Below are 24,919 nucleotides of genomic sequence, written 5' to 3'. Positions count from 1 at the left end.
CATTCAATAATTGCCTTTTCGCTCTAGCATTCAGTCTTTTACTTAGTATAATAACCGAGAAAATTTTTAACCTTAAATTCGTTAGCATTTAATTGATGATAATTAGTTACTGTTAAACTTTTAAAGTAAATTTTCAAAATAAACCAATCCAAACTGTATAATTTTTTGTTCGACTTGGCTGACATTCAACATAGTTGTTGCTCAAGCTACAGTGAATAAATAATTGTACAGATTGGTGAAATATTAATAATAATTATTTAAGCGATGTAAGCTTATTTAAAAAGGAAAAGAATTAAATGTTAAATCCAATAACTAAAAAATTTCAACTTGGTAAACATACCATTACTCTAGAAACAGGTGCAATTGCACGTCAAGCATCAGCTGCTGTAATGGCAAGCATGGACGACACTTGTGTACTTGTTTCTGTTGTAGGTAAAAAAGATGCGAAAGAAGGTCAAGACTTCTTCCCATTAACAGTTAACTATCAAGAGCGTGCATACGCTGCTGGTAAAATTCCAGGTAGTTTCTTTAAACGTGAAGGTCGTCCTTCAGAAGAAGAAACGCTTATCGCACGTTTAATTGACCGTCCAATTCGTCCATTATTCCCAGAAGGGTTTACTAACGAAGTTCAAGTTATCATTACAGTTGTTTCAGTTAACCCTGAAATTGCACCAGACATCATCTCTTTAATTGGTACTTCTGCAGCACTTGCTGTTTCTGGTTTACCATTTAGCGGCCCAGTTGGTGCAGCACGTGTTGGTTATACTGATGGTCAATATATTCTTAACCCACTTCAATCTGAATTACCAACAAGTCAATTAGACTTAGTTGTTTCAGGTACTGATTCAGCAGTATTAATGGTTGAATCTGAAGCTGACGTTTTATCTGAAGAAGTTATGCTTGGTGCTGTTGTTTATGGTCATGAACAAATGCAAACCATCATTTCAGCTATTAAAGAGTTTAAAACTGAAGTTAACACGCCTGAGTGGGAATGGACTGCACCAGTTAAAAACTCTGCATTAGCGGCTAAAATTGCTGAGTTAAGTGAAGCACAAGTAAATGAAGCTTACCAAATTACTGAAAAAGCTGTACGTTATGAAAAAGTTGCTGAAATCCGTAATGCAGTTGTTGAAGCGTTACTCGCACAAGATGCTGAACTTAATGTGCAAGAAGCAAAAGATTTATTCCACGATTTAGAAAAAACAGTTGTACGTGGTCGTATTACAGACGGCCACCCTCGTATCGATGGTCGTGATCCTGAATCAATTCGTGGTTTAGACGTGATGACAGGTGTATTACCAAGAACTCATGGTTCAGCAGTATTTACACGTGGTGAAACACAAGCATTAGTTACTGCTACTTTAGGTACACAACGTGATGCACAACGTCTTGACACATTAATGGGTGATAAAACTGACCCATTCATGCTTCATTACAACTTCCCTCCATACTGTGTTGGTGAAACTGGTTTTGTAGGCAGCCCTAAGCGTCGTGAAATCGGCCATGGTCGTCTAGCTAAACGCGGTATGTTAGCTGTTATGCCTACTATTGAAGAATTCCCGTACGCGGTACGTGTTGTTTCTGAAATCACAGAATCAAATGGTTCATCTTCAATGGCATCAGTTTGTGGTACTTCATTAGCACTAATGGATGCTGGTGTTCCAATTAAAGCATCTGTAGCTGGTATCGCGATGGGTCTTGTTAAAGAAGGCGAAAAATTCGTTGTTCTTTCAGATATCTTAGGTGATGAAGATCACTTAGGTGACATGGACTTTAAAGTAGCTGGTACTACTGGTGGTATTACTGCACTTCAAATGGACATCAAAATTGAAGGTATCACCCAAGAAATCATGCAAATTGCTTTAAACCAAGCAAAAGCAGCGCGTACTCACATTTTATCTGTTATGGATGAAGCTATCGGTGGTCACAGAACTGAAATTTCTGAATTTGCGCCGCGTATTCATACAATGAAAGTTAGCCAAGATAAAATCCGTGACATCATTGGTAAAGGTGGTGCAACTATCCGCCAACTTACTGAAGAAACGGGTACTACAATTGAAATCGAAGATGACGGTACAGTTAAAATTGCTGCTACTTCTGGTGAGCAAGCTGAAGATGCTATTAATCGTATTAAAGCATTAACCGCAGAAATTGAAGTAGGTACGCTATACACAGGTACTGTTGTACGTATTGTTGACTTTGGTGCGTTTGTAAATGTACTTCCAGGTAAAGATGGTTTAGTACATATTTCACAAATCTCTGATGAGCGCGTTAATAACGTAAGTGAAGTACTAACTGAAGGCCAAGAAGTTAAAGTTAAAGTATTAGAGGTTGACCGTCAAGGCCGTGTACGTTTGAGTATTAAAGAAGCAATGGAAAAGCCAGCTACAGAAGAAGCAGCCGCTGAGTAATTGCCTACCAGTGATAATGTAAAAAAACTTTTACAATTCATGTGTTAAAAAGGAGCCTACTGGCTCCTTTTTTGTTTATAATAAAGGTACTTTTATTGTTCGCTATTTATTTACAAGGCGCGTTTGTGCATTCTTTTATCAAAATATCTCTGCTTAGCTGCTTGCTATCTAGCCTTTTAATCGCACAAGGCTGTACTGCGATTAGCTCTTCCTTACACAGTTCAAACGACACAAATGATACAAGTACTATTTTAATTGATAACTTGGTTATAGCAGAGCCATTAGCGGTGAATTTCAAAAGTGAAATTGCTATTGCTCGTTTAACAGAAGTACTAAATTTAGCGCAAATTAGCGATGAACAAAAAGCGCAATTATTTTACGACCGAGGGGTTTTATACGATAGCGTAGGATTACGTGCTTTAGCCCGCTTTGATTTTTCACATGCGCTAAAATTAAATCCAACGTTAATTGACGCCTATAATTTTTTAGGTATTCATTTTACCCAATTACAGGAGTTTTCACAGGCTTACGAAAATTTTGATTCGGCATTAGAATTATCACCAGAGCATGAATATGCATACTTAAATCGCGGTATCGCTTTATATTATGGCTCTCGTCCTGAGCTTGCGGCAATAGATTTTCAAGCCTTCCATGAAAAACAGCAAGATGATCCTTATCGTGTATTATGGCTATACTTAACAGAGTTTAATATTGATGCGACCATGGCACAATCTTCATTAAAGCAAAGAGCTGAATTAGTAGATGATAGAGTATGGGCGAAACAAGTCATTAATCTTTATCTCGGCAATATATCGCAAGTTGAATTTTTAAAAAGCTTAACCATGAATGTCCATTCGAATAAAGAACTAACCGAGCGGTTATGCGAAGCTTACTTTTATTTAGGAAAATATAATCAAACACTCGGTAATAATGCAAGTGCGGCTAATTACTTCAAGCTTGCTTTAAGCACCAATGTTTATGAATTTGTCGAACATAGGTATTCAAAACTTGAATTAGACTTAATGAGAACAGAACAAGCTGAAGCACTTGAACCTGAGCCTGAACTTGAAGTAGAACAAGAGCAGTAATTTACAACTCGACAGATGAGCTAATTGTAACTTTGCATATTAAACACTTTACTATTTTATTCATAATGATGAGCTCGATGATGTTTTTATCATCGAGCTCATTTTTTTTATCGGCGTATTTAACGAAAAAAATTATCGCCCATGAATTTAGTGCTAAGCAGTTTGCTTATGCATTAAAAAGCAATAATTTAGCGGCGTTAACACTTGCTGAGCGTTCAGCAGAAGTAGGCGGGGAAGATTGGCTTTTTTTTAATAGAAAATTAGCTAAAACTCAGAAAAAAGCCGCACTTACACTTGCCAATTGGTATATTAAAAGAGTAAATGAAACTGATATGCTTGATGCCGATCTCGCAATTATGTGGTTTAAACAAGCGATCCGCTTAGGTTCAACTTCTGCAGTTATAGCCCTGAGCCAGTTATATTTTGAACAAGGTAAAGTAGATAAAGCAGAAATAACTCTTAACCTTTTAGCTAATCACTCAAACTTAAATAAACTCAATACTCATATTGTAGAAAAGGCACTATTGTTGCGTCTTAAAATGGCTATTTATGTAGGTGACACAACACAAGTCAAAAGGTTATTAACTCATGAATTTCCAAGTAAGACCAATAATATCAAATTAAAGGAGTTATTAATTGATATTGAAAAATATGGGATCGTTAATGTAGACGTTACGAAAAAAAAACGTAAATCTAATGAACACTTAAATTCACTTTTGTTACAGCCTGCTAGTTGTGAGTCAAGTTTACAGCTTTTTGCAACTAATCTTAAACACTTACATCACCTTGAAAATTTGATTAAAGATTTTAAAAAAAATCAACCCCTTTCTGCCTATATATGTATTAATCCACCTTCGTATATCAGCAAACAATTGCTTGATTGCGCCGCGAAGCCAGAGCGAGCGATATCCTGTGATGAAGCTCTTTGGCAGAATATTGCTAAGCAGGTAGAAGCTAAACATATTGGTTTATTACTTGAAAGCGGCGGCGCTAATGTACATTTAGGAATTGTGTATTTAGATGCTAAAGATAATGTTGATGTGTTTAATCATGAATTAAGTCATTTACTTGGCTTTATTGATGAGTATCCGTTAACTGCAAATCATCAGATATGTGAAAGTGTACAAAACAATAATTTCGCCCATAATATCGCGGTATTAAATAGTTTTTATCAGGGGAGTCGACAAAAAGTAAGAGAGCAGGTGTTAAAGAATATCCCTTGGGCTAGTCATATTGATGAAGATACACCCATTTTACAAAGAATCTCGGGTGATGAAAATGATGTTAATAGATGGCGATTAGGTACACCATTAAGCCATCAAGATAAGTTTGGTATTTATCTAGCAGAAACTTGCCAAAATTCGAGGCAATCTGAAATTGCCAGAATCAACACGGATAGCGCTTTTTCAGCATATAAACCTGTCAGTATAACGACTCAGTTAAGGTACTTTAATGAAGACTTTCCACAACAATATTTAACGCTATTGGCAACGAATGATAAACAATATTTAATGCCTAGCTTTCATTATAATATCGCGTTGGCTTTATACCAAAAAGGTCAGATCAGCGAGGCAAAATATTGGCTTGAAAAATCATCGCAATGGGAAACTGATCCATTAAAAAAGAAAATTATATTAAACGGTGCTTTTTAGTCATTTAGCCTAATTAAAGTAGACCAATAAAATCGCTGTTGTGAAAGTCAGCATAGCTTTATTTAAGTTTTTTTAATGGTACTAAGTTTATTACTTATTGTGGCTTTATTAAAAGCGTAACGATTAAAGGGTAATATTTTAATACCTATTTGGGGCATATAAAACGTATTATTTTTAAGTAAAAGCTGATTTATACTTACTGTTTTTATACAACATTTTTAGTTAGCGTATGTTTAGTTGGATTATTCAGAGGTAACTTATCATCTTGTCCTAAGGTAGGCGTGGTTATGTCTTTTGGGTCAATGTTTTTTTTCGCCTTGGTGATTGGCCAATGACTAAAGTTGTTGATGAATTCTCGTTTTTGAGCGGCGATTTCACACTTAAGTTTTAAATTGTGTGGTAACTCAATTTGCAACTCTTGCTCAGGCTCGGCCTTTACATGATCAGTTTTTAAATGCTCCACCTTTAAATGATCAACCTTTAAGTAATGAGCAGCTAACGATGTTTTTGAATAAAGTAAATTGATAAAACTTATTTTTAATTGGTATAAATAGGACAACAAACGCATATTCAATACCTTTTGTTAAGGGGCACTTATTAGTTATAGCCTACATTTTACTCTTTATCCCCTAGGTTATGGCCTAACTAGTTTACTCACAAAAGGTGAAAGTGTTTACATTTTATTAAGTAGTTAAATTACTAAGAAAAAATAAGTTATAATCATTTTAATTATTTTATAAAATTTTTAGTTGTTTAACTTTATTATGACATTTTTTGATCCTCAGCTTTTTCGTCAACAATTTCCATTACTCGTAGACAATGACAAATCTAACTTTGAAAAAAGTGATTCAAACACTGGTTTAATATATTTTGATAATGCAGCAACTACACAAAAGCCTAAACAAGTTATCGATAGCCAACAAGGTTATTATCAAGAGCTTAATGCTAATGTACATAGAGCATCTCATCAACTCAGTACTAAAGCGACAATCGCATTTGAAAATGCAAGAGCGTTAACTCAAAAATTTATCAATGCCCAACATATTAATCAAATAATATGGAGTAAAGGGGCAACTGAAAGTATTAATATCATTACGCACAGTTTAGCGAGAAACACCCTTAAGCAAGGCGATGAAATAGTACTTTGTGTTAGTGAACATCACGCTAATATTGTTCCTTGGCAAATAGTTGCTGAGCAGACCGGTGCGATAATTAAAGTATTACCGATAAATGCTCTGGGTTACCTCGATGTTAATCAGCTAGATAAGGTTATTACTGAAAAAACTAAGTTTGTTGCTTGTGCTCATATATCAAACGTCATAGGTAAAATAAATCCGATCTCTTTGATTATTGAAAAAGCAAAGTCAGTTGGCGCAATTAGCGTGATTGATGGTGCTCAAGCAGTTGCGCATGTGAACATTGATGTTCAAGCACTTGATTGTGATTTTTACGTGTTTTCAGCGCATAAAATGTATGGGCCGACGGGGGTTGGCGTACTGTATGGAAAGCAAGCACTGTTGGAAAGTATGTCACCTTATCAAGGTGGCGGTGAAATGATCAAAACAGTTAGTTTCATAAACGGTGTCACGTATAACACATTGCCTTTTAAACTCGAAGCGGGCACACCTAATATTGCCGGAGTAGTTACTTTTGCGGAGAGTATTAAATTTTTAAGTCCGTTATTGACTAGTGTAGATAATAACTATGCCTTGTACGAAAAATCACTAATTGACTATTGTTATCAAGCATTATCAAAAATACCACAAGTTACTTTTATTGTTGAAGGGGCTCCAGATATTCCCGTTTTTGCGTTTACTGTTGTTGGACATCATAACCAAGACTTAGCTATAGCCCTAGACGCCCATGGTATTGCTATACGCTCAGGTCATCATTGCGCAATGCCGTTAATGGAGACTTTAAGTCTTAGGGGTTGTTTACGAGTATCTTTAGCGGCTTATAATACAAGGGCTGAAGTCGATTATTTTATTGATTGTCTCCAATCACTCATCAATGATAATCACACCATGGATAATAACATTGAAAATAACATCGTTTTATTAGCCGATGAACCGTCAACAGATACATCTGCGATGGATAATATAATTACATTGTTTTCAAAAATTAAAGGCTGGGACGGACGTCATCGCGAAATTATGCTATTGGGTAAGGTACTACCGCGTTTAGATAAAGATTTACGTGACGAAACTACACTTATTACTGGGTGTGAGAGTCTCGCTTGGTTAGCGGTTAATGTTTCCGATACGGGGAGATATACTTTTACAGCAGACAGTGATGCAAAAATAATTCGTGGTTTGCTTGTTATTGTATTAGCCGCTTTTAATGATAAAACGGCGTGCGAAATACAAGCAATAAATATTAATCACTACTTTGATAAATTAGGTTTAATGCAACATTTAAGCCCATCAAGAGGTAATGGTTTATTGGCTATTGTCGAAAAAGTGAAGTGTTTAGCGCAATAATTACACTAAATACATTTATAATGGTGATAGTAAGTATTAATGTTATTAATTATTTTTGATACTTTTTTAATAGCTTATCAATAGCTCTAGCAACAGCAAAAAAAGCAAATGTTGCGGTTACATGCGTTGTTGCGCCAAACCCACTGTGACAATCTAATCGAGTAGAGCTTCCTTCTGAGTTATTAGCATCGGGTTTAGCTAAACACACTTCCCCCTCATTATCATCTGCGGGGTAACGAAGTTGCTCAGTAGAAAATACTGCATCAACAGAAAATTTACGTTTATTAGCTTTAGCTATATCTGCTCGTGGAAAGTTAAATTCACGGCGTAATTGGTTTTTTACCTTAGCGAGTAGGGGATCTTGATAGGTTTTACTTAAATCAGTAATTGCAATTTGACTTGGATCAACCTGACCTCCCGCTCCACCAATAGTGATTATGGGTAGTTTATTACGTTTGCAAAATGCAATAATACGAGTTTTTATATCAACAGAGTCAATGGCATCAATAACATAATCAAATACTTGATTAGCTGTTGGATTAAGTAGTTCGGCTAAATTATCTACGGTAACAAAATCTTCTATAACCGTAACTTGGCAATCAGGGTTTATTTGCTTAATTCGACCTGACATCACTTCAACTTTACTCATACCTACCGTTTCCGTTAATGCATGGATTTGACGGTTAATATTAGTAGTACAGATATCATCTAAATCAATCAGAGTAATATTACCTATTCCATTACGTGCAAGTGCTTCTGCAACCCATGAACCAACACCACCGATACCAATAACACAAAAATTAGATTGCTGTAGTACATTTGCGCCGTGCGCACCATATAAACGGCTAATACCACCGAAACGTAAAGAATAATCAGACATAATTAATTTTAGGTGACTTATAAAGAGGAAGAAAAAGGCGGCTATTATAACGACTAGTTCTAGCAAAAGAAATAATCATCGTTTGTCAAAATATACCCGTAAAGAACTAAGGCGGCTCGTAAACTCAGGTTATTTAATAAAAACAGGTATAAATTTTGACAATAAAGGTCCAAAAAACATTTCTTTTGTGAATAACAAGTATCAGGTTGGTGTATGAAAATTAGCGTGTGAAAATGACTATTTAGTGTGAAAAACAGTCTATTCTAAGCTATAAAAAGGTGAAGTAAATCGACAATGTTATTAGAAAAAAGCGGAGTTATTATCATTTTATAAGCTTATTACTATAGCTATAAAATAGCTTTTTAATGTAATTAATCCCCATATTTGATGAAAAACAAACAACAAAAAAGGCAGCCTAAGCTGCCTTTATTATCTATTAACGTACATTATTTCGTACATCAAAATAACATATTATTGCTATTTTTTGTTCAGTGGAACGAATTCACGGTTAATTTCGCCAGTGTATTTTTGACGAGGACGACCAATTTTTTGTCCTGGTTGAGTTAACATCTCATCCCAATGTGAAATCCAACCAACAGTTCTAGACATCGCGAAGATAACTGTGAACATGCTTGATGGAATACCAATTGCTTTAAGAATGATACCTGAATAGAAATCTACGTTAGGGTATAACTTACGTTCAACAAAGTAAGAGTCTTCTAAAGCAACCTTTTCAAGCGCCATAGCAACGTCTAATAATGGATCGTTAATACCTAATTCAGCAAGTACTTCATGACATGTTTCACGCATTACTGTAGCGCGTGGGTCAAAGTTTTTATAAACACGATGACCAAAGCCCATTAGACGGAATGGGTCATTTTTATCTTTTGCTTTAAGTACAAATTCATCTACACGAGAAATATCACCAATCTCTTCTAGCATAGTTAAACAAGCTTCATTCGCGCCGCCGTGAGCAGGGCCCCATAAAGAAGCAACACCAGCCGCAATACATGCGTAAGGGTTAGCGCCTGAAGAACCAGCTAAACGTACTGTAGAAGTAGAAGCATTTTGTTCGTGGTCTGCATGTAATGTAAAGATTCTGTCCATTGCGTTAGCAACAGTAGGGCTTACATTGTATTCTTCTGCAGGTACAGAGAACATCATATGTAAGAAGTTTTCTGCGTATGAAAGGTCATTACGTGGGTAAACAAATGGTTGACCAACACTATATTTATAAGCCATTGCAGCGATAGTAGGCATTTTAGCAATTAAGCGGTGTGCGCTACGTTTACGTTGCTCTGGGTCTGTAATATCTAGGTCACTGTGGTAAAACGATGACATTGCACCTACAACACCACATAACATAGCCATAGGGTGTGCATCAGGTAAGAAACCATGGAAGAAATGTACTAATTTCTCATGAACCATAGTGTGGTTCGTGATCACTGACTTGAATTCTGTGTATTGTTCTTCAGTTGGTGCTTCACCATTCAATAAGATATAACAAACTTCAAGGTAATCAGCTTCTTTAGCTAAGCTATCAATAGCATAACCACGGTGCTGTAAAATACCTTTGCCGCCATCAATGAATGTAATAGCCGACTCACATGAAGCTGTTGCTAAGAATCCAGGGTCATAGGTGAAATAGCCATGGCTACCTAAAGTTCTAATATCAATTACGTCAGTACCGGCAGTACCTTTTAGAATTGGAAATTCTCCAATTACTTTGCCATCGACACTTAAAGAGGCTTTTGATTCAGCCATAATATTTTTTTCCCTATCAAGTATAATTTATATGAACGTACTGATATTCACTCTATTGTTTAATTCCCAAATTAAACTGAGTGAATTATCAGCTGAACTAGTATAGCTAACTATATTTATAGTGAACTATTTTTAGTGGCTAATTATCAGTATTGTGATTTTTCTTGTTTGCTTAGGTTTTAAAACTGTAATCATTCTAACTCAAAAACAATTTAAAATGTAAGAGCAATTATACTAAAGTTTGTTACCACCTTAAAAGTAGTTCAAAAAACAAACAAAATGACGACATCTTAAATCTACGAGAAATTGTATTTATAGAGTAACGACTATATAATCCATTCGTCCTGTAATCTTTTATAACAGTTTACAGATTTAACTATATTTTTACATTTTAGTTTATAGTTTTAATCTTATTACAAAATCTAACTAGAATAGGCTTATAAAGTTGGTTAGACTGGTGTACGAGCTGGTACACATAATAAAACTTATGAAAGGTTACCGTTCACTTTCGGGAACTGTTTTATTTATTATATCTTTTCATTATATTGTTTTTAAAATTTCAATAAAATTTAAAGACGAGTAAATAAGGCTAGTTCATGAGTAACAATAATAATAGTTGAAGGCTTTCGAGCTCTTTAGGCCATAATTGTGAAAAAACAACGTCCTGTAAACCTAGATTTAACTACAATAAAAATGCATCCTGCAGCTAATGCTTCTATTTTACACCGTGTATCAGGTGTAATAATGGTTTTTGCCATTGGTATTTTATTGTTTACCCTTTCAACCTCTCTTTCTTCTGCTGAAGGATTTGCTCAAATTCAAGAATGCCTAAATGGTTTATTCTTTAAATTTATTATTTTTGGCTGTCTTTCTGCCTTAACGTTCCATTTACTAGCAGGTGTTCGTCACCTGCTTATGGACTTAGGTCATTTTGAAGAATTAGCTTCAGGTAATATAACAGCAAAATTAATCATGGTACTTTGGTTAGCAATATCAGCAGTTATAGGAGTATGGTTATGGTAAACATCGTCACATCAGCAGGCCGAAATGGCGTGCATGATTTCATTCTGTTAAGAGCTAGCGCTATTATTCTTGTGCTATATACTTTGTTGATTGCAAGTTTCTTCGTAGTTACACCTACAGTTACTTATGATGTTTGGCAAGGCTTCTTTGCATGTAATGTTATAAAGGTATCTACAGTAATCGCATTATTAGCGTTACTTGTGCACGCTAAAATAGGTGTATGGCAAGTATTATCTGATTATGTAAAACCAGCATTTTTACGCGGTTCATTACAAGTTATCTTTTCTGTTATCTTATTAGCCTACTTAGTGTTTGGCTTTTTAACTGTGTGGGGTGTATAAGTGAGCGTTCCAATTCGTGAATTTGACGCCATTGTAATTGGCGCAGGCGGCGCAGGTATGCGTGCTGCATTAGCAATTTCTGAATCAGGCAAATCATGTGCCTTGATTTCTAAAGTATTTCCAACACGTTCTCATACAGTATCTGCACAAGGTGGTATTACCGTAGCTTTAGGTAATGCGCATGAAGATCACTGGGAACAACATATGTATGATACGGTTAAGGGCTCTGATTATATCGGTGACCAAGATGCTATCGAGTACATGTGTAAAACAGGTCCAGAATCTGTAATCGAATTAGAGAAAATGGGTTTACCTTTTTCTCGTACTGAAGAGGGCAAAATTTATCAACGTCCTTTCGGTGGTCAATCTAAAAACTTTGGTGGTGAACAAGCCGCACGTACAGCAGCTGCAGCTGACCGAACAGGTCACGCGTTACTACATTGTTTATACCAACAGAACGTTAAAAACAAAACTAACGTTTTTTCTGAATGGTATGCATTAGACCTAGTTAAAAATTCAGACGGTGCTATTGTTGGTACAACAGCTATCTGCATTGAAACTGGTGAAATTGTTTACTTTAAAGCCCGTGCCACTGTATTAGCTACAGGTGGTGCAGGTCGTATATTTGCTTCTACTACTAACGCTCACATCAATACAGGTGATGGTGTTGGTATGTCGCTTCGTGCTGGCATTCAAATGCAAGACATGGAAATGTGGCAATTCCACCCAACCGGTATCGCTGGTGCGGGTGTATTAGTTACTGAAGGTTGTCGTGGTGAAGGTGGTTACCTTCTTAATAAAGACGGCGAACGTTTCATGGAGCGTTACGCGCCTAATGCTAAAGATTTAGCTGGTCGTGATGTTGTTGCACGTTCAATGATGACAGAAATTCGTGAAGGTCGTGGTTGTGATGGTCCTTGGGGTCCACACATTAAGCTTAAACTTGATCATTTAGGTCGTGAAACGTTAGAAAAACGTTTACCAGGTGTTTGTGATTTATCTAAAACATTCGCACACGTTGACCCTGCTGAAGAACCTATTCCAGTAATTCCTACCTGTCACTATCAAATGGGTGGTGTACCTTGTAACGTTAATGGTCAAGCTATTAATATTGCAGCAGATGGTACTGAAACTATTGTTGAAGGTTTATTTGCCGTTGGCGAGATTGCTTGTGTATCTGTACATGGTGCTAACCGCCTTGGTGGTAACTCATTACTTGATTTAGTGGTATTTGGTCGTGCTGCAGGTAACTTCTTAGGTACTTACTTAAATAATACAGAATTTGGTAAAGAAGCAACAGAATCTGAAATTGAAGCTGCACTTGCGCGTACTAAGCGTTGGGAAAATTCAACAGGTGGTGAAGACCCAGTTCAAATTCGTAAAGATTTACAAAAATGTATGCAACTTAACTTCTCGGTATTCCGTGAAGGTAAAGCTATGGCTGAAGGTATGCAAGAGCTAGAAGAAATTCGTGAACGCTTAAAGAATGCCTATTTAGATGATAAGTCTCCAGATTTTAACACTCAACGTATAGAATGTTTAGAGTTAGATAACTTAATGGAAACGGCTTTCTGTTCAGCAAAAGCAGCAAACTTCCGTACAGAATCTCGTGGTGCACATGCTCGTCAAGATTTCACAGAACGTGATGATGAAAATTGGTTATGTCATTCTATTTACACACCGGAGTCTCAAGATATGTCGAAACGTGATGTAAATATGAAACCCGTTCACCGTGAAGCTTTCCCACCGAAAGCTCGTGTATACTAAGGAGCATTGTAATGAAACAGTTATTTTCGATTTACCGTTATAACCCTGAAGTTGATAATGCGCCATACATGAAAGAGTATGAGCTAGAGATACCTGATGGCTCAGACCTAATGGTTCTTGATGCACTTATCTTATTAAAAGAGCAAGATTCAAGTTTGTCATTCCGTCGCTCATGTCGTGAAGGTGTTTGTGGCAGTGATGGTTTAAACATGAATGGCAAAAATGGTTTAGCATGTATTACGCCATTATCAGAATTGAAAGCTAAAAAAATCATTTTACGTCCATTACCTGGTTTACCGGTAGTACGTGATTTAATTATTGATATGACTCAATTTTATCAGCAATATGAGAAAATTAAGCCATACCTAATAAATGATGCACAGCCAGCGGCACGTGAAAACATTCAAACAATCGAAGAACGAGATAAGTTAGACGGTCTTTACGAATGTATTTTATGTGCATGTTGTTCAACATCATGTCCATCATTTTGGTGGAACCCAGATAAATTCATCGGTCCTGCAGGTTTGTTACACGCTTATCGTTTCTTAATCGATAGTCGTGATACTGCAACCGAAGAACGTTTAGATGGTTTACAGGACGCTTATAGTGTTTTCCGTTGTCACGGAATCATGAACTGTGTTGATGTTTGTCCAAAAGGATTAAACCCAACCAAAGCAATTGGTCACATTAAGTCAATGTTATTGACTAGAGCTGTTTAATTTTATTGACAGGGCACTGTTTATTATATAAATAGTGTCCTGCTATTATTTAGTTAAGCAATTTATGATTGCTCTTATCCCAACAAGGAACAGGCAATGCCAGAAGGTGCAATGAAGACTTGGTTAGAGTCTTCTCATTTTAGCGGTGGCAACACAGCTTATATTGAAGAATTATACGAATCGTATTTGGATAATGCCCACTCGGTTTCTGATGAGTGGCGTGAAATTTTCCAACAACTTCCTAAAGTTGAAGGTTCAGAGCTTGAGTATCGACATTCAGAAATTCGTGACGAATTTAGACAGCTTGCTAAGCAACCTGCTAAAACTGTTGTAATTTCAGGCGGTGGCGATGCAAAACAAGTTAAAGTACTTCAGCTTATTAACGCATTCCGTTTTCGTGGACATCAGAACGCTAATCTAGATCCGTTAGGGATTTGGCAGCGTGATAAAGTACGCGACTTACAACTTGCTCATCATGATTTATCAGAAAATGATTTTGATAAAGAATACAACGTTGGTTCTTTTGCTATTGGGCAAGAGTCAATGAAGTTAGGTGATTTATACAAAGCCTTAAGAAAAACATATTGTTCTTCTATTGGTGCTGAGTATATGCATATTACTGATACTGATGAAAAACGTTGGTTACAAAACCGTTTAGAGTCTGTTCAATCTAAAGCTGATTTCTCAGTTTCAGAAAAAGAAGAGATCTTAAAAGGTTTAATTGCTGCAGATGGTTTAGAACGTTACTTAGGGGCTAAGTTCCCAGGTGCTAAACGTTTCTCACTTGAAGGTGGTGATGCCTTAGTTCCTATGTTGAAAGAGCTTATTACGCGTGCTGGTACAAATGGCGCTAAAGAAGTTGTTATCGGCATGGCTCACCGTGGTCGCTTAAACGTTTTAGTTAACGTTATGGGTAAAAATCCATCAAAGTTATTTGATGAGTTCGGCGGTAAGCACGACGAAATAAAATCTTCTGGCGATGTTAAATATCACCAAGGTTACTCTTCAGATTTTGTGACCCCAGGTGGTAATGTTCATTTAGCCTTGGCGTTTAACCCATCGCATCTTGAAATTGTTAACCCTGTTGTTATCGGCTCTGTGCGTGCACGTTTAGACCGTCGTAACTGTAAACAAGGTGATTTAGTTTTACCTATTACTATTCACGGTGACTCAGCAATTGCTGGTCAAGGCGTTGTTCAAGAAACCTTTAACATGTCACAAGCGAATGCCTTCAAAGTAGGCGGTACTATTCGCATCGTGGTAAACAACCAGGTTGGTTTCACTACATCTAAGCAAGAAGATACACGCTCTGGCGAATACTGTACTGACATTGCTAAAATGGTTCAGGCACCAATTCTTCATGTAAATGGTGACGATCCAGAAGCGGTTATCTTAGCAACACAAATTGCCATAGATTACCGTAATGAATTCAAACGTGATGTTGTGATTGACTTAGTTTGTTACCGTCGCCACGGTCACAACGAAGCTGATGAGCCTAGTGCAACACAGCCGTTGATGTATAAAAAAGTTAGAAAACATCCAACACCACGTCAAATATACGCAGACCAATTAGCAAACGAAGGTTCAGTTACTGCAGTGAAAGCTGAAGAGTTAACTAACTATTACCGTAAGCTATTAGATGAAGGTCAATGTACTGTAGAACAATGGCGCCCAATGACTGCACACTCAGTTGACTGGACTCCTTACCTTGGTCATGAATGGAACGATGATTATGACAAAGAAATTTCAGTTGCAAAACTAAAAGAGCTTGCCGATAAAATTGTTACTATTCCAGAAGATCATAAAGTACATAGTCGTGTTAATAAAATTTATGATGATCGTAAAAAAATGGCATCAGGTGAGAAGCTACTTGATTGGGGTATGGCTGAAAACTTAGCATATGCTTCAATTGTAGATTCTGGCGAACGTGTTCGTATTACAGGCCAAGATTCTGGCCGTGGTACTTTCTTCCATCGTCATGCTGTATTGCATAACCAAAATGATGGCAGTAAATATTTACCGCTACAAAATATTCGTGAAGGGCAAGGTCCATTTGATGTACATGATTCTGTATTATCAGAAGTATCAGTACTTGCTTTTGAATATGGTTATACAACCGCAGAGCCTGCCGGTTTAACTATTTGGGAAGCACAATTTGGTGATTTTGCTAACTGTGCACAAGTAGTATTCGATCAATTCATTAGCTCTGGTGAGCAAAAATGGGGTCGTTTATGTGGTTTAACTATGTTGTTACCACACGGTTATGAAGGTCAAGGCCCTGAGCATTCATCTGCTCGACTTGAACGCTTCTTGCAACTTTGTGCAGATCACAATATGCAAGTTTGTGTACCTTCAACACCTGCGCAAGTATTTAACATGTTGCGTCGTCAAGTAGTACGTCCTATGCGTCGTCCGCTTGTTGTTATGTCGCCTAAATCATTATTACGTCACCCATTAGCGGTTTCTTCAATGGAAGAATTATCTACTGGTGTGTTCCATAATGTTATTGGTGAAGTAGATGATATCAAACCAGAAAACGTAGAACGCGTTGTTTTCTGTAGTGGTAAAGTTTATTACGAATTGTTAGAACAACGTCGTAAAGATGAACAAACTAACGTTGCAATTATTCGAATTGAACAATTGTATCCGTTCCCAGAAGATGAGCTAAAAGCCGAGTTGGAAAAATATCCAAACGTGCAGCAATTCGTATGGTGTCAGGAAGAACCGCAAAACCAAGGTGCTTGGTACTGTTCACAGCATCATTTTAGAGCGGCAATTCCAAAAGGTACTTACTTGACATATGCTGGCCGTAAGCCATCTGCAGCTCCTGCTGTAGGTTATATGTCTGTCCATGTTAAAGAGCAACATGCGCTAGTCAATGACGCGCTTAATGTTGAAAAAGACTAGTTTTTGTGAAAGGAATATAAAAAATGACAACCGAAATTAAGGTTCCAGTTTTACCTGAATCAGTAGCTGATGCTACTGTTGCCACTTGGCATGTACAAGTTGGCGATAAAGTTACACGTGATCAAGTATTAGTTGATATCGAAACAGACAAGGTAGTACTTGAAGTACCAGCTACGTCTGACGGTGTTATCACTTCAATCACTCAAGAAGAAGGCGCTACCGTACTTGGAAATCAAGTAATTGGTGTTTTCTCTGCAGGTGAAGCAGAATCTTCATCTGAAACGGAAGCTAAAGCAGAATCAAAAGATGCACCAGCAGCATCAACCGAATCTTCAGCTAAAGTAATCGATATTGTTGTTCCAGTTTTACCTGAATCAGTAGCCGATGCTACGGTAGCTACTTGGCATGTTGCTGAAGGCGACACGGTAACTATGGATCAAAACTTAGTTGATATCGAAACTGATAAAGTTGTATTAGAAGTTGTAGCGCAAGACAACGGCGTGATTGGCAAAATAATCCACGTTGAAGGTGATACTGTATTAGGCGCACAAAAAATTGGTGAGCTTAACGCAGGTGCTACAGCATCTGTTGCAGCAACTGCTGCACCAGTTCAAGATGCAGTAAGCTCTGATGAGATAGCAAGCCCATCAGTTCGTCGCTTAATGTCAGAAAAAGGTTTAACAGCTGCAGACGTTAGAGGCACTGGTAAAGGCGGTCGTATTTCTAAAGAAGACGTTGAAGCAGCAGCTAACAAACCAGCAGCAGCTCCGGCATCTGCACCTGCTCCAGCAGCTTCTCAAGAATTAGGTGAGCGTAGTCAAAAACGTGTACCTATGACACGTTTACGTAAAACAATTGCTACGCGTTTATTAGAAGCTAAAAACTCTACAGCAATGTTAACTACGTTTAACGAAGTTAACATGAAGCCAATCATGGATTTACGTGCTCAATATAAAGATTTATTTGAGAAAACACATGATACACGTTTAGGCTTTATGTCTTTCTACGTGAAAGCTGTAACTGAAGCCCTTAAACGTTACCCAGCAGTTAATGCTTCAATTGATGGTGATGACATTGTTTATCACAACTTCTTTGATATCTCTATTGCTGTTTCTACGCCACGTGGCTTAGTTACTCCAGTATTACGTGATTCAGATCAATTAAGTATGGCTGGCATTGAAAACGGTATTCGTGATTTAGCTATTAAAGGTCGTGACGGTAAATTGTCTATGGCTGATATGACTGGCGGTAACTTCACTATCACTAACGGTGGTGTATTTGGCTCGTTATTATCAACGCCAATCCTTAACTTGCCACAAGCGGCAATTTTAGGCATGCACAAAATACAAGACCGCCCAATGGCGGTAGATGGTAAAGTAGAAATTTTACCTATGATGTATTTAGCATTATCTTATGATCATCGTTTAATTGATGGTAAAGAATCTGTTGGTTTCTTAGTAACAATCAAAGAATTGTTAGAAGATCCTACGCGTCTTTTACTTGACGTTTAATTGCTTTTAAATATGTACTGAGCATGAGCTAAGTGCATATTTAACTCATGACAAACAGTAATCTTAAGGTTTAAAAACCTTACTTAAAAAGCCTCAATAAATCTTATTGAGGCTTTTTGTTTTCATAATGTACAAAAAAACATAAGCAGGGCAATAGTTATATGTATTGTGAATACCCGATATACTAAATACAAATATCTATAAAACCTACCGTAGGCATCTCTTATGTACTATACTGCATACGATTTTTTATTGGCAGCCTTGTACATCGAGTTATCGATTTGGTTGCTGTCACAATTTTCAGATAAATGGATAAAACACCATGAATTTGCATGAGTATCAAGCGAAACAATTATTCGCTGAATATGGTTTACCAGCATCACGAGGTTTCGCTTGCGATACACCTGATGAAGCTGCTGAAGCTGCCGATAAACTTGGCGGTAACGTATGGGTTGTTAAAACTCAAGTACACGCTGGTGGTCGCGGTAAAGCGGGCGGCGTTGCTGTTGTAAAAACTAAAGAAGAAATCAAAGCATTTGCTCAAAAATGGTTAGGTCAAAACTTAGTGACTTACCAAACAGATGAGAAAGGCCAACCGGTTTCTAAAATTTTAGTAGAAGACGCATGTGATATTGCTAACGAATTATACCTTGGCGCAGTTGTTGACCGTGGTTCTCGTAAAGTTGTATTCATGGCATCTACTGAAGGCGGTGTTGACATAGAAAAAATCGCTGAAGAAACTCCTGAATTAATTCATAAAGCTGAAATTGATCCATTAGTAGGCGCTCAAGCTTACCAAGGCCGTGAATTAGGTTTCAAATTAGGTTTAAACCCTACTCAAATGAAACAATTCGTTAAAATCTTTTTAGGTTTAGCGAAAATGTTCGAAGATTTCGATTTCGCATTATTAGAAATCAACCCACTAGTTATTACTGGCGAAGGCGATTTAATCTGTCTTGACGGTAAAATTGGTGTAGATGGTAACGCTTTATACCGTCAACCTAAAATCCGTGAAATGCACGATCCATCTCAAGAAGATGCACGTGAAGCTCATGCAGCAAGCTTCGAGCTTAACTACGTAGCCTTAGATGGTAATGTTGGTTGTATGGTTAACGGTGCCGGCCTAGCAATGGGTACAATGGATATCGTAAACTTACACGGCGGCAAGCCAGCTAACTTCCTAGATGTTGGTGGTGGCGCTACTAAAGAACGTGTTGCTGAAGCATTCAAAATCATCCTTTCAGACGACAACGTTTCTGCAGTATTAGTTAACATTTTCGGTGGTATTGTTCGTTGTGACATGATCGCTGAAGGTATTATCGCTGCTGTTAAAGAAGTAGGCGTTAAAGTTCCTGTTGTAGTACGTTTAGAAGGTACTAACGCAGAAGCTGGTCGCGCAGTATTAGCAAGCTCTGATGTGAACATCATCGCTGCTGAATCATTAACTGACGCAGCACAAAAAGTTGTTGCAGCTGCGGAGGGCAAATAATGTCTGTATTAATTAACAAAGATACTAAAGTAATCTGTCAAGGTTTCACTGGTGGTCAAGGTACTTTCCACTCAGAGCAAGCTATTGCATACGGTACGCAAATGGTTGGTGGTGTATCACCAGGCAAAGGCGGTCAAGAACACTTAGGTTTACCAGTATTCAACACAGTTCGTGAAGCTGTTGAAGCAACTGGCGCAACTGCTACAGTGATCTACGTACCAGCACCATTTTGTAAAGATGCTATCTTAGAAGCTATCGATGCAGGTATTGAACTTATCGTTACTATCACTGAAGGTATTCCAACTTTAGATATGGTTGACGTTAAAGTTAAGCTTGAACAGTCTGGCGCTCGTATGATTGGTCCTAACTGTCCAGGTGTTATTACTCCAGGCGAAACTAAAATTGGTATCATGCCAGGTCACATCCATTTACCAGGTAAAGTTGGTATTGTTTCACGCTCAGGTACGTTAACGTACGAAGCCGTAAAACAAACTACTGACGCTGGTTTCGGCCAATCTACTTGTGTAGGTATTGGTGGTGATCCAATCCCAGGTACTAACTTCATCGACGTTTTAGAAATGTTCCAAAACGATCCACAAACTGAAGCAATCGTAATGATTGGTGAAATTGGTGGTACTGCTGAAGAAGAAGCAGCTGAGTACATTAAAGCTAACGTTACTAAACCTGTAGTATCTTACATTGCTGGTGTTACTGCACCTGCTGGTAAGCGTATGGGTCACGCTGGTGCGATTATTGCCGGCGGTAAAGGTACAGCTGACGAGAAATTCGCAGCATTAGAAGCGGCTGGTGTTAAAACAGTTCGTTCTTTAGCGGATATCGGCAGCGCACTTAAAGAGAAAACAGGTTGGTAATCAGCTTTTGATTGCAAACTGTTGTTCTTAATAAAAACCCGCATTCTTTAATAGAGGATGCGGGTTTTTTATTAGCTTCGAAAATGTCGCCACCTCGACGCCAGATAGAAAAGTAAACGCCAAGCACTAATAAAGGTTCACTATACCCAAAGTAATATATTCATTTAGGTAATAGGTTTAGTACTTAAATTTGATTGTAGTGCTCTGCTGAGCAGGAAGCCGCAGGGGTTCCAAGGGGAGACGCGGCGGTACGTCGCGCCTTGGTGTGGTCGCCACTGCGACGCCAGACAGAAAAATAAACGCCAAGCATTAGTTAAACGTTTTCTACACATCCAAATTCATATATTCATTTAGGGATTTAATTTAAGCAGGCTTGAGGAACGCCTACCTAACAGTTAAAGAACTAACTTTAACTTTTGCGTTTATTTAATTTAATGATGGAAGTACATGTGAAAACGTCATTCCCGAAGTATCTTGTCGGGAATCCATTGTCTTTATAGTGAGTAATACCGTAAAAGATGATGAAAAATAAAACTGTCATAAAACCATAAAATTACTGTCTTTTATTATTCAATTATTTGTCACATTTATTTTGTAACTTGTTAATTAATCTAACTTACTTCAATTAACAATACGAGTGCCAACATGAAAGCTTTCAAATTAACCAGTTTAGCCTTAATTATTTCTGCAGCTTTAGTCGGTTGCGATAGTGACGATATAAAAGATGCGCTTGATATAGATAACGAGCCACTAGAATTAACCATTTTACATATGAACGATCACCATTCTCATATTGCGGCAGAAGACTTTGGTTTCGATGTGTCAGGTTTGTCATTAGCAACTAAAACTGAAGATGGTTCAAATATTGAAGAAGTCAACGTAACTTACGGTGGTTTTCCAATGATGGTTAGCTTGTTTGACAAGCTTGCTAGCGAAAACGCTAACGTATTAAAACTCCATTCAGGTGATGCAATTACTGGTACGCTTTACTATTCATTATTTAATGGTGAAGCAGATGCTGCAGTAATGAATGAAATTTGTTTCGATGCTTTTGCATTAGGTAACCATGAGTTTGATGATGGTGATTCAGGTCTAGCTAACTTTTTAGATGCATTAAATTCTACCGATTGTCATACGCCAACATTAGCTGCTAACGTAGTACCTGCAGCCGATTCAGCGATAGTTGAAGGCTACATTGAACCATATACTATTATCGAACGTGATGGTCAAAAAATTGGTATTATCGGTATCGACATTTCAAGTAAAACTAAAAATTCTTCAAGTCCAGATAAAGAAACACAGTTTTTAGATGAAACTACAACAGCGCAAACAAATATTGATTTGTTAAGAGCGCAGGGCATTAATAAAATAATTTTAATGACGCATTATCAATACGCCAATGACTTAAAACTAGCAGCAGCGTTAAATGGTGTTGATGTCATTGTTGGTGGTGATTCTCATACTTTATTAGGTGATAGCTCTTTTAGTGATTTAGGTTTTAACCCTGTTGCACAATATCCTACTCAAGTTGTTAATGCTGATAATGAACCTGTATGTGTCGTTCAAGCATGGGAATATGCACATATTATGGGTGAGCTAAATGTAAGTTTTGATAAGGACGGGGTGGTTACTCAGTGTTCAGGTCAACCATATATGCCTATTGCTGCTGATTTTGAATATGAATTTAGTGACAGTGAAGACAAAATGTTAACAGATGCTGATAAAGCTACAGTTACTGCTGCGTTAACTAATCATTCAGAAGTGGTTGTTACAACACCAGATACCGCAACAGCAAGTTTACTAAGTACCTTTGATGAACAAGTAGATGTACTTAAACAAACGGTTATTGGTTCAAGTGTTGATGATTTATGTTTAGATCGTTTTCCAGGTCAAGCACGCTCAAGCATTTGTGATAAGTCTGCAACCTATGAGCGCGGTAGTGATATTTCAAATATTGTTGCTAAAGCTTTTTTAATGGTTACGCCTACAGCTGATATTGCTATTCAAAATGGTGGTGGCGTTCGTGTTGATGTAGCAGCCCAAGATTATACTATTGCCGATGCTTTCACCTTATTACCTTTCTCAAATACGTTAGTAACACTTGAGTTAACAGGTCAACAAGTGATTGATGTATTAGAAGACGCTCTTGATGCTGGTCTTAATCCGGACGGCTCTACTGGTGCTTATCCTTACGCTTCAGGTTTACGTTTCGATGTAGATGCGTCACAAGATAAAGGTAGCCGCATTAGCAATGTAGAGGTTAACTCTCAAGTAGCATCTACTTGGAGTGATATCAACTTAACGGCGACTTACATCATCGCAACTAACGATTTCATTGCTTCAGGTCAAGATGGTTATGACACATTTGGAGTGGTTTACGATCAAGGTAAATTTGTTAATACTTATACTGAATATGCACAAGGTTTTATTGATTATGTTAATGCCTTAACAGCTAACAATGAAACACTGATGAAGTTACCTATTGCAGAGTACTCAACTAAATCGTACATAGACTCAGCGGGTTGTGATCACAGTACAGTAACAACTTGTGCAGACGATAGTAACTTATAGTTTATAAAGTCTCGATTTTGTCGAATACTTTTAAAACTTAGGTTGCCGTAAATCTGTTTAATATAAAAATGCCTTAACAATATTTGTTAAGGCATTTTCATTTTAAAAAAACGTCTTCTTAAACGTTTAATAAGAGATTATACGTTACCTATTTTTTGCACGCTCTGTGCAATCCACTGCTTCATTTGCAACTCATTTAAACCACCAGATATTCTATCTATTTCTTTTCCAGCATGAAAAAAGACTAAGGTAGGTAAACTACGAATATTCGCATCAGCAGAAACTTGTTGTACTTGCTCAGTATTTACCTTTGTAAAAAGCAAAGTAGGGGATGTTTGCGCAACTTTGTTAAATATAGGTGCCATATTCTGACAAGGTCCACACCAACTCGCCCAAAAGTCGACAATTACAGGTAAAGTGTTGCGCTTAATAAAAGGACTAAATGTATTAATTCCAAGCACTACAGGTGTTGAAGAGTAAACTGCTTGTTGGCATTTACCACATTTTCCTTTGTTATAATCTCTATCATCAGGAATACGATTTGTCGTAAAGCAGTTAGCACAGACTATGTTCATAATTTTCCATTATTTAAATCTTGAATTGAATAAGGAGTAGTTTGTTATTTTACCTTAATAGCATTTAACTGTTAATTGTTGTTTTTTAAATGGGTTAACCCTTTATATTGAAAGTTTCAATGATGCTGAAACAATATTATAAGTTTATTCATTGTCAAGTTGGTTTTTTGGCAAACCCTTATCTACAATTATTAATGTCGAGTTGATGTAATTTCATATTTGCATTAAATATGAAATAACTCTTTTAAATAACTAAAAAAACTAAACTACAGTGAGTAGATTAATTAGTTAAGGGCGAATATGGAATCATTACAAGTAAAAAATCATATGAATCACTACCCAGTAACCTTTACAGAGCAAATGTCGGTGGAGGAAGCATCACTACGTTTTATAAAAACTAAGCAAATAGGTGGGCCAGTTATTGATTCAAATTATAAATTATTAGGGTTCATTTCAGAGAGTGATGTTTTGAAAAAAATGTTGGATACCTTATACTTTAATGAAAATGTCGCCTTTATAAAAGACATAATGCGCAAAGATGTGTTATCGGTAAAACCTTACGATAGTATTATTGAGCTAGGACAAAGCATGTTGAACAATAAACCCAAAGTGTACCCTGTTATTGATGACTCAGGTAATCTGGTGGGTACTATTTGTCGTAATGAAGTATTGCAAGCTTGTTATCAATACGCCCAAACAAGGGGAATTATTGAGAAAGCGCAAGCGTCTTACTAATGTCAACATGCTCTCTAAAATAGGCTTTTATCGAGACTGTCATAAATATAGTGTAATGTGATAAGCCATCTTAAAGATGGTTTTTATCTTATTTACACACTGTAATTACACAACTTTACTGTTAAAATAACCCT

At 37.1% G+C, this 24,919-nt stretch carries 18 protein-coding genes; 14 read left to right on the top strand and 4 right to left on the bottom strand.

Features of this window, described 5'->3' with window-relative positions; translation table 11 throughout:
* The first annotated feature begins 296 nt into the window (after positions 1 to 296).
* From pnp to CWS31_RS13135, 3 genes are all read left to right on the top strand, one after another.
* Entirely contained in the window at positions 297 to 2,411 is a 2,115-nt protein-coding gene (gene pnp / locus CWS31_RS13145) for a polyribonucleotide nucleotidyltransferase (RefSeq protein WP_101342733.1), read from the top strand.
* Positions 2,412 to 2,536: 125 nt separating this feature from the next.
* Positions 2,537 to 3,499 (top strand): lipoprotein NlpI, encoded by a 963-nt coding sequence (gene nlpI / locus CWS31_RS13140; protein ID WP_101342763.1) that lies wholly within the window; start codon positions 2,537 to 2,539, stop codon positions 3,497 to 3,499.
* 77 nt (positions 3,500 to 3,576) lie between these two features.
* Positions 3,577 to 5,151 carry a hypothetical protein gene (locus CWS31_RS13135; protein WP_148747766.1) on the top strand — a complete coding sequence of 525 codons (1,575 nt, stop codon included), beginning with the start codon at positions 3,577 to 3,579 and terminating at the stop codon, positions 5,149 to 5,151.
* A gap of 205 nt (positions 5,152 to 5,356) precedes the next feature.
* On the opposite strand, the gene CWS31_RS13130 is transcribed toward CWS31_RS13135, so the two are convergent.
* On the bottom strand, positions 5,357 to 5,719 hold the full coding sequence (locus CWS31_RS13130; protein WP_101342735.1) for a hypothetical protein: 363 nt from the start codon (positions 5,717 to 5,719) through the stop codon (positions 5,357 to 5,359).
* A 196-nt stretch (positions 5,720 to 5,915) separates the two neighbouring features.
* On the opposite strand from CWS31_RS13130, the gene CWS31_RS13125 reads away from it, so the two are divergent.
* Positions 5,916 to 7,631: a SufS family cysteine desulfurase gene (locus CWS31_RS13125; protein ID WP_101342736.1), complete on the top strand. Its 1,716-nt coding sequence runs from the start codon at positions 5,916 to 5,918 to the stop codon at positions 7,629 to 7,631.
* A 49-nt stretch (positions 7,632 to 7,680) separates the two neighbouring features.
* Here CWS31_RS13125 and tcdA read toward each other — a convergent pair whose 3' ends face one another.
* Positions 7,681 to 8,511, bottom strand: a complete 831-nt coding sequence (gene tcdA / locus CWS31_RS13120; protein WP_101342737.1) for a tRNA cyclic N6-threonylcarbamoyladenosine(37) synthase TcdA — start codon at positions 8,509 to 8,511, stop codon at positions 7,681 to 7,683.
* 477 nt (positions 8,512 to 8,988) lie between these two features.
* Entirely contained in the window at positions 8,989 to 10,275 is a 1,287-nt protein-coding gene (locus CWS31_RS13115; protein ID WP_101342738.1) for a citrate synthase, read from the bottom strand.
* 648 nt (positions 10,276 to 10,923) lie between these two features.
* Between CWS31_RS13115 and sdhC the strand changes: the two genes are divergently transcribed.
* The 9 genes from sdhC to nadN all read left to right on the top strand — a co-directional run bounded on the left by sdhC (position 10,924) and on the right by nadN (position 23,475).
* The gene (gene sdhC / locus CWS31_RS13110) at positions 10,924 to 11,298 is read left to right on the top strand and encodes a succinate dehydrogenase, cytochrome b556 subunit (protein ID WP_101342739.1); all 375 of its coding nucleotides are present in this window, start codon (positions 10,924 to 10,926) and stop codon (positions 11,296 to 11,298) included.
* Positions 11,292 to 11,639 carry a succinate dehydrogenase, hydrophobic membrane anchor protein gene (gene sdhD / locus CWS31_RS13105; protein ID WP_101342740.1) on the top strand — a complete coding sequence of 116 codons (348 nt, stop codon included), beginning with the start codon at positions 11,292 to 11,294 and terminating at the stop codon, positions 11,637 to 11,639. Before sdhC ends, sdhD begins: the two co-directional genes overlap by 7 nt.
* Positions 11,640 to 13,406, top strand: a complete 1,767-nt coding sequence (gene sdhA, locus CWS31_RS13100; protein ID WP_101342741.1) for a succinate dehydrogenase flavoprotein subunit — start codon at positions 11,640 to 11,642, stop codon at positions 13,404 to 13,406.
* A gap of 11 nt (positions 13,407 to 13,417) precedes the next feature.
* Positions 13,418 to 14,125, top strand: a complete 708-nt coding sequence (locus CWS31_RS13095; protein WP_101342742.1) for a succinate dehydrogenase iron-sulfur subunit — start codon at positions 13,418 to 13,420, stop codon at positions 14,123 to 14,125.
* A 96-nt stretch (positions 14,126 to 14,221) separates the two neighbouring features.
* Positions 14,222 to 17,032: a 2-oxoglutarate dehydrogenase E1 component gene (locus tag CWS31_RS13090; RefSeq protein ID WP_101342743.1), complete on the top strand. Its 2,811-nt coding sequence runs from the start codon at positions 14,222 to 14,224 to the stop codon at positions 17,030 to 17,032.
* A gap of 23 nt (positions 17,033 to 17,055) precedes the next feature.
* Positions 17,056 to 18,543 carry a 2-oxoglutarate dehydrogenase complex dihydrolipoyllysine-residue succinyltransferase gene (odhB, locus tag CWS31_RS13085; RefSeq protein ID WP_101342744.1) on the top strand — a complete coding sequence of 496 codons (1,488 nt, stop codon included), beginning with the start codon at positions 17,056 to 17,058 and terminating at the stop codon, positions 18,541 to 18,543.
* Positions 18,544 to 18,865: 322 nt separating this feature from the next.
* Positions 18,866 to 20,032, top strand: a complete 1,167-nt coding sequence (gene sucC / locus CWS31_RS13080; RefSeq protein WP_101342745.1) for an ADP-forming succinate--CoA ligase subunit beta — start codon at positions 18,866 to 18,868, stop codon at positions 20,030 to 20,032.
* Entirely contained in the window at positions 20,032 to 20,904 is an 873-nt protein-coding gene (sucD, locus tag CWS31_RS13075) for a succinate--CoA ligase subunit alpha (RefSeq protein WP_101342746.1), read from the top strand. Before sucC ends, sucD begins: the two co-directional genes overlap by 1 nt.
* Before the next feature lie 645 nt (positions 20,905 to 21,549).
* On the top strand, positions 21,550 to 23,475 hold the full coding sequence (nadN, locus tag CWS31_RS13070; RefSeq protein WP_101342747.1) for an NAD nucleotidase: 1,926 nt from the start codon (positions 21,550 to 21,552) through the stop codon (positions 23,473 to 23,475).
* A 137-nt stretch (positions 23,476 to 23,612) separates the two neighbouring features.
* On the opposite strand, the gene trxC is transcribed toward nadN, so the two are convergent.
* Positions 23,613 to 24,050, bottom strand: coding sequence for a thioredoxin TrxC (gene trxC, locus CWS31_RS13065; protein ID WP_101342748.1), 438 nt, complete (start codon positions 24,048 to 24,050; stop codon positions 23,613 to 23,615).
* A 300-nt stretch (positions 24,051 to 24,350) separates the two neighbouring features.
* Here trxC and CWS31_RS13060 point away from each other — a divergent pair, with 300 nt between their 5' ends.
* Positions 24,351 to 24,785, top strand: coding sequence for a CBS domain-containing protein (locus CWS31_RS13060; protein WP_101342749.1), 435 nt, complete (start codon positions 24,351 to 24,353; stop codon positions 24,783 to 24,785).
* The last annotated feature ends 134 nt before the right edge of the window (positions 24,786 to 24,919 follow it).

This window comes from Colwellia echini (genome assembly GCF_002843355.2).
GTDB lineage: Bacteria > Pseudomonadota > Gammaproteobacteria > Enterobacterales > Alteromonadaceae > Colwellia > Colwellia echini.
Note: the sequence above shows the minus strand (reverse complement) of the source record. Positions and strands in the feature narration are given on the sequence as shown.

Coding starts and splice junctions, on each gene's coding strand:
- pnp (WP_101342733.1), top strand. CDS start 297: ATGTTAAATCCAATAACTAAAAAATTTCAACTTGGTAAACATACCATT.
- CWS31_RS13135 (WP_148747766.1), top strand. CDS start 3,577: ATGATGTTTTTATCATCGAGCTCATTTTTTTTATCGGCGTATTTAACG.
- CWS31_RS13130 (WP_101342735.1), bottom strand. CDS start 5,719: ATGCGTTTGTTGTCCTATTTATACCAATTAAAAATAAGTTTTATCAAT.
- CWS31_RS13125 (WP_101342736.1), top strand. CDS start 5,916: ATGACATTTTTTGATCCTCAGCTTTTTCGTCAACAATTTCCATTACTC.
- tcdA (WP_101342737.1), bottom strand. CDS start 8,511: ATGTCTGATTATTCTTTACGTTTCGGTGGTATTAGCCGTTTATATGGT.
- CWS31_RS13115 (WP_101342738.1), bottom strand. CDS start 10,275: ATGGCTGAATCAAAAGCCTCTTTAAGTGTCGATGGCAAAGTAATTGGA.
- sdhD (WP_101342740.1), top strand. CDS start 11,292: ATGGTAAACATCGTCACATCAGCAGGCCGAAATGGCGTGCATGATTTC.
- CWS31_RS13095 (WP_101342742.1), top strand. CDS start 13,418: ATGAAACAGTTATTTTCGATTTACCGTTATAACCCTGAAGTTGATAAT.
- CWS31_RS13090 (WP_101342743.1), top strand. CDS start 14,222: ATGCCAGAAGGTGCAATGAAGACTTGGTTAGAGTCTTCTCATTTTAGC.
- odhB (WP_101342744.1), top strand. CDS start 17,056: ATGACAACCGAAATTAAGGTTCCAGTTTTACCTGAATCAGTAGCTGAT.
- sucC (WP_101342745.1), top strand. CDS start 18,866: ATGAATTTGCATGAGTATCAAGCGAAACAATTATTCGCTGAATATGGT.
- sucD (WP_101342746.1), top strand. CDS start 20,032: ATGTCTGTATTAATTAACAAAGATACTAAAGTAATCTGTCAAGGTTTC.
- nadN (WP_101342747.1), top strand. CDS start 21,550: ATGAAAGCTTTCAAATTAACCAGTTTAGCCTTAATTATTTCTGCAGCT.
- trxC (WP_101342748.1), bottom strand. CDS start 24,050: ATGAACATAGTCTGTGCTAACTGCTTTACGACAAATCGTATTCCTGAT.
- CWS31_RS13060 (WP_101342749.1), top strand. CDS start 24,351: ATGGAATCATTACAAGTAAAAAATCATATGAATCACTACCCAGTAACC.